Annotated in this window: 12 protein-coding genes; 7 read left to right on the top strand and 5 right to left on the bottom strand. The window is 70.8% G+C overall.

All coding sequences use genetic code 11. The features are described 5' to 3' along the window. Nucleotides 1-450 precede the first annotated feature (450 nt). On the bottom strand, nucleotides 451-2,097 hold the full coding sequence (locus VGR06_RS27195) for a TM0106 family RecB-like putative nuclease (RefSeq protein ID WP_327561979.1): 1,647 nt from the start codon (nucleotides 2,095-2,097) through the stop codon (nucleotides 451-453). Between the two features lie 82 nt (nucleotides 2,098-2,179). On the opposite strand from VGR06_RS27195, the gene VGR06_RS27190 reads away from it, so the two are divergent. From VGR06_RS27190 to VGR06_RS27170, 5 genes are all read left to right on the top strand, one after another. Beyond that, nucleotides 2,180-2,686: a DUF6474 family protein gene (locus tag VGR06_RS27190; RefSeq protein WP_327561978.1), complete on the top strand. Its 507-nt coding sequence runs from the start codon at nucleotides 2,180-2,182 to the stop codon at nucleotides 2,684-2,686. After that, nucleotides 2,683-3,225 (top strand): hypothetical protein, encoded by a 543-nt coding sequence (locus tag VGR06_RS27185; RefSeq protein ID WP_327561977.1) that lies wholly within the window; start codon nucleotides 2,683-2,685, stop codon nucleotides 3,223-3,225. Before VGR06_RS27190 ends, VGR06_RS27185 begins: the two co-directional genes overlap by 4 nt. A gap of 98 nt (nucleotides 3,226-3,323) precedes the next feature. Beyond that, nucleotides 3,324-4,094 (top strand): YcnI family protein, encoded by a 771-nt coding sequence (locus VGR06_RS27180; protein WP_327561976.1) that lies wholly within the window; start codon nucleotides 3,324-3,326, stop codon nucleotides 4,092-4,094. Then, entirely contained in the window at nucleotides 4,091-4,630 is a 540-nt protein-coding gene (locus VGR06_RS27175; protein ID WP_414637340.1) for a copper resistance CopC family protein, read from the top strand. Before VGR06_RS27180 ends, VGR06_RS27175 begins: the two co-directional genes overlap by 4 nt. Beyond that, nucleotides 4,627-5,649: a copper resistance D family protein gene (locus VGR06_RS27170; RefSeq protein ID WP_327561975.1), complete on the top strand. Its 1,023-nt coding sequence runs from the start codon at nucleotides 4,627-4,629 to the stop codon at nucleotides 5,647-5,649. Before VGR06_RS27175 ends, VGR06_RS27170 begins: the two co-directional genes overlap by 4 nt. 112 nt (nucleotides 5,650-5,761) lie before the next feature. On the opposite strand, the gene VGR06_RS27165 is transcribed toward VGR06_RS27170, so the two are convergent. The 3 genes from VGR06_RS27165 to VGR06_RS27155 all read right to left on the bottom strand — a co-directional run bounded on the left by VGR06_RS27165 (nucleotide 5,762) and on the right by VGR06_RS27155 (nucleotide 8,516). Next, entirely contained in the window at nucleotides 5,762-6,049 is a 288-nt protein-coding gene (locus VGR06_RS27165; RefSeq protein ID WP_327561974.1) for a hypothetical protein, read from the bottom strand. 154 nt (nucleotides 6,050-6,203) lie between these two features. Beyond that, nucleotides 6,204-7,106, bottom strand: a complete 903-nt coding sequence (locus VGR06_RS27160) for an aminoglycoside phosphotransferase family protein (protein ID WP_327561973.1) — start codon at nucleotides 7,104-7,106, stop codon at nucleotides 6,204-6,206. 36 nt (nucleotides 7,107-7,142) lie between these two features. Then, nucleotides 7,143-8,516: a helix-turn-helix transcriptional regulator gene (locus VGR06_RS27155; RefSeq protein ID WP_327561972.1), complete on the bottom strand. Its 1,374-nt coding sequence runs from the start codon at nucleotides 8,514-8,516 to the stop codon at nucleotides 7,143-7,145. Nucleotides 8,517-8,731: 215 nt separating this feature from the next. Here VGR06_RS27155 and VGR06_RS27150 point away from each other — a divergent pair, with 215 nt between their 5' ends. Beyond that, complete coding sequence (locus tag VGR06_RS27150) at nucleotides 8,732-8,980, top strand: hypothetical protein (RefSeq protein WP_414637339.1); 249 nt, start codon at nucleotides 8,732-8,734, stop codon at nucleotides 8,978-8,980. A gap of 13 nt (nucleotides 8,981-8,993) precedes the next feature. Next, the gene (locus VGR06_RS27145; RefSeq protein ID WP_327561971.1) at nucleotides 8,994-9,323 is read left to right on the top strand and encodes a hypothetical protein; all 330 of its coding nucleotides are present in this window, start codon (nucleotides 8,994-8,996) and stop codon (nucleotides 9,321-9,323) included. 236 nt (nucleotides 9,324-9,559) lie between these two features. Here VGR06_RS27145 and VGR06_RS27140 read toward each other — a convergent pair. Further along, a partial coding sequence (locus VGR06_RS27140; RefSeq protein ID WP_327561970.1) for a hypothetical protein occupies nucleotides 9,560-9,828 on the bottom strand: 269 nt, incomplete at its 5' end.

Below are 9,828 nucleotides of genomic sequence, written 5' to 3'. Positions count from 1 at the left end.
GTTCTGCGCGATCCGCAGCTACCTATCCACCGCCGCGAAACACGGCAAACACTTCCTCGAAGTCCTCGTCATGCTCGCCGAGGGCCGCCCCTGGCTGCCCGCGATCTCATCATGACGACGCGGCGGCCTGACTAGTTACCTTCCCACATCGTCATCAATAGCAGCCACACCGCCGGATGGCTTTCACTCAATCGGATGATGTTTCACGCTGGGAGACGCGGAAACACCCTTGCCATAGTGGCAATATGACAGCGCGCTTCCTCCTGATTGAGTTCGACCACTATGACCTGTGGGACAGTGCCGTGATGGGTTGCGGTGTCGCGCTCCCCGACCGAATCGACTACGAGCTGCCGAACATCAAGATGCGGGGCACGATGGGCTCCGTCTGGCAGCTGCTCGCGCTACTTCGGCTCAATGGCAACGATGTCCGGGTCGTCTGGGTCGACGATCCTACAGGTCTCCCACGTACGGAATCTGATTCACCGCCGGTGACGACATCCAATGCCGGAGGGTCATAGTGGCGCGGACGTCGTCCTCGTTGTATTCGAGTAGGCGAACGCGCTGCGCCTGGTCGGGGCCGGCGCCGTCCATGCCGACCGCGGTGCGGTACCAGCGCATCGAGTTCTCGCCGCTGGCTTCGGCGTCCCGCCACGTGAAACCGGCGACCGGAGCGATTGTCTTCAACCCTTTTCCGTGGGAGCACAGGAAATGGTCGCGAACACTGCCGAACAGATCGAACCAGGCGTCGGAGTCGATGAACGCCTGGACCTGTTCGAGGCTCGGGATGCCGGGTTTGCCGGCGAAGCGGCGGGCGGACGACAGCAGCCAGCGGTTCTCGGCCAGCTCGTTGTAGCAGTACGCCCGGAAGCTCAGCCCGCGCGCCCGGGCCCGCAGCCGGATCACCATCAGCCACTGCCAGAACGCGGCGAACGAACGGGCCTCGTCGTCGGTGGGCAGCGGCTCCCACGTCACGAACGCGCGGTAGCCGGGGCGCTCGCCGACGTCGACTCCGGACAGCAGCGCACCCCACAGGTAAGCCCCCGCGTCGCCGAAGCTTTCCATGTCGACATCGACCTCGACGTCGGCGCGCGGCACCGCCACCCACGGCACCCGGCGCACCACGGTCAGGTCGGCGAGCCACGCCTTGGCCAGCCCCACCGCGTCGGGGAGCGGCATGCCGGTGGGGGGTAACAACTCGCCGTCGAGATTCGGGTCCAGCGTCGCGAGGTCATCAACGGTGCGGATGCCGGCGGCGCGCAGGCTGGCGCCCTCCTCACCGCGCACCACCAGGCTCACGTCCCGGTCGGCCAGCAGTTGGGCCCGGCAGATGGTCCACCACGGGCAGGTGCGGCACTCCACGATCCGGGACGGTTCCGCCAGCGCCTCGGCGCCCGAGGCGGCGGCGCCGGCCACGGCGAGCCGGTCGGCGAACCGCGCGTCGTACTCGGCCAGCGCGGTCCGGTTGCCGGGCCAGGTCGGCGCCTCCAGGTCGTGCCAGACGACCACGTCGCCGTCGAGCCCGACCACGCCCCCGAGCGGCAGGTCGCGGTCGGCGTGGCCGCTGGCCTCGAGCATGCGGCGGGCGTGCGCCAGCCGCAGCTGGTCACGCGGCTGCGGGCGGACCTTGCGCGCGGGATCCGCGCTGCCGGCGGCCGGTGTGGGGTCGTGCAGCGGCGAGGTGCGCGCGCCGGAGCCGGGGTCGGTGACCTTGTGCCGCACCACCAGGATCGGCACATAGCCCGAGCCGGTGCGCACCAGCAGGTGGATGCTTCCGCGCCGGCCGCCGGCCGGGTCCCGCGGCAGTTGCGCACCCCAGATGAACCGCGCGCCCGCGGCCATGGCCTGCTCGGTGGCGAACTCCCGGTCGCTGCCGCGCAGGTCGGGACCGGCCGGAATCCAGGTCCAGTCCGGACCGATCAGGCCGGCCATCTCCTCGGCGATGGAGCGGCGGTGCGCCTCGGCGTCGGCCTTGCGCTGCTCGCCGGCCGGGTCGGAGGGCGCCTGTGCGGCGTCGCGCATGTCCGGGTCGTGCTCGAGATGCACCCGCCGCCGGCAGCGGCTGACCACGCCGGCATCCAGGAGCACCAGGTTGTTCACAGTACGCAGCTTAGAGGTCACCCCCGACAGAACACCCACCTTCGAGGCGCCCGGGCCGGTAACTACCAGTAGGTTTCGCAGCATGTCCTTCCGGAGGAAGAGCAAGGCGGCGGACACGCCACGGATCACGCCGGCCAAGGCGAAGAACGCCATCGCCGTGACCAGGATCGTCGGGACCGCCGTGCTGCCGGTGATCACGCCCTACCTGACCAGGGCCGCGGGCAGCACGCGGGACCGCTGGGACCGGATCCGGGCCCGCCGGCTCGGCATCCCCGTCGACGACCTGCCGACCTACTCCGGCCGGGGCGGCGCCCTGCACGCCCGCATCGCCGGCATCGCCACGGCGCTGGGAGACGTGCGGGACGGCGGCACGTTCGCCGCCACCACCGAGACCCGGTTGCGCCAGCTCACCGCCGCGGTGCGGGCCGCCGAGCGGATGCCGACCGCCCGGCGCCGCGCCGCCCACCAGGCCGTCGCCGCCGAGCTCGACCGGCTCGAGCAGGAGATCCTGGAGCGCCTCGACGTGCGATCCTGTTACCTCGGCGGAAACCAGGCCTCTTCCGCCGGGGCATACGCTGAGGGGTCGTGAGGGCAAGGCGGGCGCGTCCCGCGCACCAGGCGGTGAGCGGTGTCCTGCTCGCGCTGTCCTCGACCGGTCTCGCGATCACCGCGCACGGACTCGCCGGCGGCGGGCACCCGGACACGGCTCTGGTCATCCCCATCACCGCGCTGATCGCCTGGGCCGGCACGGCGCTCGCCGTGCGGCTGCGCGGTCCGGTCGCCCTGCTGACCACCGTCGCCGCGATCCAGCTCGGGATGCACCAGCTGCTGACCCAGAGCGCCCACGCGCACGGTGCCCACTCCTGGCCACCACCGGTCAGCGGCCCCGCGATGCTCGCCGGGCACGCGGCCGCCACCGTGATCATCGCGATCCTGCTCGGCCGGGCCACGTCCGGAGTCGCCGCGTTCGCCTCGCTGCTGGCCCGGCTGCGTGGCCCGCTCCAGGTGCTGCGGCTGGCGCCGGTGCCGGCCGCGATCGGCCCCACCCTGATCGTTCCGGCCCGCCCCGGGCCGCTGCTGGAGATCGTTCTGCGCCGGGTCAGCGCCCGGCGCGGCCCACCGAGGTAGCTCCTGAACCCCATCCCCACCCGGTGACCTGACCCCTGGTCACCGGCTTCACCCACATATCCTTCAGGAGCTAAATCTCTATGTCGACAAATCATCGTGTGCGAGAGGCGGCCAGGTTCGGCCTGGTCGTCACGGCCGCCGGCGTTGCCGTCCTGCTCAGTGGCGGCGTCGCCGCGGCCCACGTCACCGCCCGGGTCATCGGCGAGACGGCCACGCAGGGCGGCTACACCAAGATCACCTTCCGGGTGCCCAACGAGGACGCCACCGCCGGCACGATCAAGCTGGAGATCAAGTTGCCGGCCGACCACCCGATCGCCTCCCTGAGCACCAAGCAGGTCCCGGGCTGGACCGCGCAGGTCACCAAGGCGAAGCTGGCCCAGCCGATCAAGACCGACGACGCCGAGATCTCCGAGGCGGTCAGCACGGTGACCTGGACGGCCAACCCGGGCGTGCGCATCGCACCGGGTGAGTTCGCCGAGTTCGAGGTCTCCGGCGGCCCGATGCCGGAGACCGACAAGCTGGTCATCCCCGCACTGCAGACCTACGAGGGCGGCCGGGTGGTCAGCTGGACCGAGGCGCCGCCGGCCGCCGGCGCGGCCGAGCCCGAGCACCCGGCGCCGGTCGTAGCGCTCGCGGCCAAGTCCGCCAAGTCCGACGACCACATGGCCGACGCGCCGGCCAGCGGCAACTCCCAGCCGGTGGCCAACGCGGCCAACACGTCGTCCAGCGCCAGCACCACGGACACCACGGCCCGCTGGCTCGGCGGCATCGGCTTGGCGGTCGGCGCCCTCGGTCTCGGCTTCGGGGCCGGCGCCACCCTGCGTGCCCGGCGGGCGGTCGCGCCGGCCAAGGCAGGCGACGGGTCATGATCAAGCGTGTCGGCGGCGCGGTGGTGGTGGCCCTGATCGCACTGCTCTGGTCCGCCACCCCGGCCGCCGCACACAACACGCTGATCGGCAGCTCGCCGAGGAGCGGAGCCCAGGTCGACTCCGGGCCGGACAAGGTCGAGCTGACGTTCGACCAGCCGGTCCAGTTCGGCCAGGGCCTCAACACGATCGCCGTGCTCGGGCCGAACAACGATCACTGGGAGGCCGGGCCGCCGCAGGTCGCCAGCAACGTGGTGTCCGCGGCGGTCCGGCCGCTCGGCCCGGCCGGGGTCTACAAGATCGGTTACCGGATCCTGTCCGCGGACGGCCACCCGGTGAACGGTGAGGTCGCGTTCACCCTGACCAAGGCCGGCACCGGCACGCCGGGACCAGCCATCCAGCCCGGCGAGGCCACTCCCGCGTCCGGAGAGTCCGGCGGCGGAGTCCCCGCGTGGGTATGGATCGCGGGCGCGGCGGTGCTGCTGGCCGCCGGCCTGGTCCTGGCCCTGCGCATGGGCAAGGGACCGGAGAAGGAATGACCCGGGCCCGGACCACCACGGCCTTCGCCCGGTATCACCTGGTGACGGTCCTGGTCGCGGCGTCGATCATCGGGGTGCTCGTCGGCCTCGCCATCGCCGCGACCAGACCGGTCGCGGGGCTGGCCGAGCCGGACGCGGTGGTCCGGTACGGGTTGCCGGTGGCCCGGGTGCTGCTGGACATGGCCGCGGTGACCACGGTCGGCCTGAGCCTGTTACCGATCCTGATCGGGCTCGACCGCCCGGCCGCCGCCGGGCCGGTGCTCCTCGCCGGCCGGCGCGCGGCCGCGGTCAGTGCCCTGGTCTGGGCGGTGTGCGCGCTGGTCGTGCTGGTGCTGCAGACCGCCGAGCTGCGCCCGGGCGGCATCGTCTCGCTCGGCGCGATCAGCGACTACGTCGCGGCGGTCGGCGGCGGCAAGGCCCTGGTGCTGGTGGCCGTGCTGGCGCTGGTGTCGTTCGGGCTGGCGCTGGCGGCGGTCCGGCTCGGCGAGACCGTGCCGGCGGAGCTCCGGGCCGCGGTGGCGATGTTCGCGCTGCTGCCGCTGCCGGTCACCGGGCACGCCACCAACTGGCGCTGGCACGACGTCACGATGGTGGCAATCGAGTTGCACGTCATGGGTGCGGCGGCGTGGACCGGCGGGCTCGGCGCGGTGGTGGTGCTGCTCGCGGCCAACCGCCGGCTGCTGGTCACGGCGCTGCCGCGGTTCTCCACGCTGGCCACGGTCTGCGTGCTGGTGGTGGCCGGGACCGGGCTGTTCAACGCCGCAGTCGAGCTGATGCTGGCGCCGGACCGGAGCCTCCTCGGCGCGCTCTTCGGCACCCGCTACGGCCTGCTGGTCCTGCTCAAGGTGACCTGCCTGGGGCTGCTCGCCGCGCTGGGTGCGAACATCCGCTGGCGGCTGCTGCCGGCGATCGTGCGGCACAAGCCCACCGCGCTGGTCGGCTGGGCCGCGCTCGAGCTCGGCGTGATGGGTCTGGCGTTCGGCTTCGCCGTGGCGCTGGCCCGCGCTCCCCTGACCTGAGCTGCGGTTTTGCAATTCAGCGGCGGAAAGTCACCGCTTGCCCGGGCGTCAAAAAAGCGCGCTGCGCCGTTCGGAGCCCGCGCGATGGGTGGATCGGGCTAACGGCGAATGGTCAGTCCTGTTCGGTGAACTGCGCTGGAGTACGCCGCTGACGGAGTGCCGACAACCGCCGCATCGTCTCCAGGCCGCGCCGCTCCAGCTCCCGGCGGGTGATCCAGCCGAGCGCGTAGTGCCGGTAGGACTGGGCCAGCATCACCAACTCGGCCAGGAAGTCCGCGGCCCGGCGGCGGCCCTCCTCGGGCAGCCGGGAGACCAGCATGAGCTGGTTGTTCACCACCTCGTCGATGACCCGCGCCGAGTCCAGCGCGCGCCGGGCACGCCTGCTCTCCCTGCTGGTCATCCGGGCCACCGTGGCCAACCACCTCGTTGCGTAACGGGGTCAAAAAGTTCCCACGGAGGGTAGCGTGCACCACCAACCGTGGATCACGGCTGGGTCTCATTTCCCCGAAAGTTCGTCCTCATTTACGACAAACGCAGCATAGCGGTACACCCGATCAGGTGTACCGGGACCACCGAGAAGACGTATCTCCGCGCCGGAAGTCGTCCAGCCGCCGCATCAGCTCCGGCCGCACCTCCGGGTGGCTGGTCATGATCGGCAGCACGCTCGTGATCAACTTCAGCTCGCGGACCTCGCGCAACACCGGGAAACCCGGCCACCGGGTGACGTCCAGGCCGTAGGTGCGGGAGAGTTCCCGGTACCGCCCGGCCGGCTCACCGAACCGGACCACCCCGACGGCCAGCGGCGCCAGGTCCCACTCCGGCGGGCCGACGCAGGTCGAGTCGAAGTCGCAGAGCACCGGCCCGGACGGGCTGGGGATCAGGTTGCCCAGGTGCGCGTCGCCGTGGATCAGGCCGGGCGGCAGCGCGAAATCCAGGTCGTCGATCCGGCTGGCCATCTCGTCGCACCGCCCCAGCAGGAACTCCCGGTCCGCGTCGTCGAGCCCGTCGGCCTCGTCGAGCCTGCGCCGCACGTCGTCCAGCGGCTCCCAGGTGGGCAGCGGGAACGGCGGCGCGGGCAGCGCGTGCACCCGGCGCAGCAGCCGAGCCAGATCCCGACCGCGGGGCTTGACGCCGCCGGCCGGGACCATCTCCCACACCGTGGCGAGATGGCCGCCGACCCGCACCGGCTGCACCACGCCGGGTAACAGGCGTACCGCCGGAACGTCGTGCCCGGCGAACCAGGTGGCCACCCGGACCACCTTCGCCACCCGGTGCCGCAGCGCCCGGGACGCCACGATCCGCACCACCACGGGCTGCCGGGCCAGCCGGAACACCGCGTTGTTGGTCATCCGCAGCAGTTCGGCCCCGTCCGGGTCCAGCCCGGCGGCCGCACACACCGACGCGAGAGCCTCAGCCAGCTTGTCCCTTGTGAAGAGGCCATTGCCCGCTACGGCCATGCCTCCGGGCGACTCCGCGTTCACGACATGGCCGCATCAGGAGGCGTACAACCTGCCGATGTTGTCCGAGAGCTCCCTGGCCGAAGTGTTGTTCCGGCGCTTGTCGGCCTCGTCCTTCAGCGGCTTCAGGCGGTCCTTGACCCGGTTGGACTTCAGGTGCTCGGCCAGGTCCACGGCGCCGTTGCCGATCTTCACGCCGTGGTCGATGTCGCCGTCGAGCAGGTGGTTGGTGGCCAGCGCGCTGAGGTTGAACGCCTTGCTGCGCGCCATCTCCTCGCCGTAGGACTCGATGGCCCTGGTCAGCGCCGGGATGGCGTACTGGGTGTGCTTCGGGAAACCGTTGTGCGCCAGCACCGTGTGCACCGTGCCGATCATGGCGTACACGTCGGTCTCGTTGAAGAACCGGACCCAGTCCTCGGCCTCGGCCATGTTCGCCCGGGCCCACTCGTCGCGGGTGCGGCCGATGAGCTTCATGGTCTGCTCCTCGTGCCCCATCATCGCGTAGGCCCACGCCTGGTTCGCGCAGATGACTGCCACGGCCAGCTCCGAACCGGACTCCTGGGCGGCGATCTGGCCGAGCTGGAACATCTTCAGCGCGTCGTCCGGGGCCTCCTTGTGCAGGTAGACCCGGCCCATCCGGTACAGGATGTTGGCCACCAGCTGATCGCTGTCGCCGGCCTTGGCCAGCTCCAGCGCCCGGCCGAAGTGGTTGCGCGCGGAGTCGACGAGCCCGATGTCGAACGAGGTCCAACCGGCCAGGTTGTGCAGGTCGGCGAGGGCCACATGAAGTCTCTTCTTGACGTGGTCGGGCCCGGATGCGCCGAGCATCTGCTGCCCCCAGGACAGCTGGGCGACCACGGCGTCGCGGCAGAAACCGCCGCCGTACTGGTAGTCGAGTGAACGAAGTGCGCGCGTCGCAGCCTCGACCTGGCGGACATCGGTCATCCCGATCCGGCCAGGCGCGGGGGTCAACACCGGGTTCGACACCCATGATCCCGAGTCCGCGTCGCCAAGCACATGCGCGCCGACCGCAACCGCGGCAGCATGCGCCAGGAACTTCCGACGCTTCACCGACTCGTCCTCCTCCGTTCCGGAGGCCTCCCTGGTCCCGACGACGCGAACCGCCGTGACCTCGTCGTAGGCGAGGCCCATGTATCCCCTTGGGACACCCAGGCCGTCAGCGATCCGCGCGAGCACGTCGTAGGCCATGACCTGACGTCCCTTGAGGATCTCCGACACTTCGGACTGCGACTGGCCCGTCATCGCCGCGATCTGGCGCTGTGAGACACCAGTGCGACGCAACAGCCGGTAAACGGTGCTGACCTCCCGCGCGGCGAGCGCGCTGCGCATCTCCGGCTTCTCCCACTCCTCCTGGACGATGGGAGATGCCTGAGCACCTGTGGAGTTCATGCCGCCCCCTCACAGTCCGCTGGGCGTCAACCGCAGAGTAAGCGCACTTCACGAGCCTCGAGAAGTGTTGATCGGCGAACCTGATCGGCTCTACTGAACTCTACCGACCGTTTAACGTTGTTCGGCCGCCGATCGGCGCTGTGACGACCCATTCTCGTTTCTCCACCACCAATGTAGTTGGTTGTAAGTGTTCGAGCACGGAGGGAAACAACACCGTGGAACTGGTCCGCTCGGCGATGACCCCGGCAGCACCCCTTGAGCTGCAGGGATCGGTCGCCGGCCGCCGGGTCTGGCGGGTCAGCTGCGGTGACGTGATCAACCGCGAGCGTTCCCTCACCGTGCTCGTCGAACGCAACCAGGTGGTCCTCGTCGGGCCGCCCGGTGAGACGGCGGTCCTGACCACCGGCCAGCTCGGCCAGTTGCGGGCCGCCCTACGCGAAGCCGCCGAGCAGGCGGAAAGGTGACGGTGACGTTTCGGTGGACGAGATACTCGGGCAGGTCCTGCGCGATGCCGTGTGGGAACGCCTCGACATGCTCTCCGAACTGGCCAATCACGCGGATGCTCCGTCACTGCTGTCGGTGGCCCGCTCCGAGCTGCCCCGGCTGACCGAGGGCTGGCGGTCCATGCTCGCCGCGCACGAGCCGGACGAGCGCGGCAACTGCCGTGCGTGCTCGTCGCGCTGGCGGCAGCAGAAGGCGCCGTGCACCGTGTGGCGCGCGGCTTACGAACACCTGGTGGCCGGCGGGCTCGCGCCGCAGCCGCCCGCCCGGCACGCGGCCGACCGCGTCCCGGCCGCGGCCAGGTAAACCGACGACCTCGGCCCCCCGTTACCCCGGACGGGCGCGTGGCCGAGAGGTCGTCATGAGGCCGGTGGTCCGGTTCGCCCGTACCCCCGAGCGCGACGAACCGGATCGCCGGCCACCTAACTCCATAAGCCCCTCGGGCCGGTGCTGTTAAGCACTCCCCCTCCCCCGACCAGCATCGGCCCGAGGCTCCAGCTCCGGCCCCTGCTCGCGAACACCGAGCAGGGGCCGTGAACATGTCAGGGAGCTGTCATGCCGTCCTTGTGCAGGTCATAGATCAGCACGAAATATCCGTTCGCGGCGAAGGCCACACCGAGGGTCACCAGGGTCAACTCGCCCGGCATCGGATCGTTGCTGAGACTGGGGATCAGTCGAGCCGTTGACGGCGCGACACGAACGCTGCCACCTATCTTCGCTGCGGCCCGGATTCCCGGTATGAGCGCATCCAACCGATGCATGGACCGTGGAGCTGCCAAGATCGCCCCTATCGGCCTTCCCCGCGATGTGT

The organism is Actinophytocola sp., from assembly GCF_036002505.1.
In the GTDB taxonomy this organism is placed as follows: Bacteria; Actinomycetota; Actinomycetes; order Mycobacteriales; family Pseudonocardiaceae; genus DASYTH01.
The sequence above is the reverse complement of the archived record's forward strand: the minus strand, read 5'-3'. Positions and strand labels throughout refer to the sequence as shown.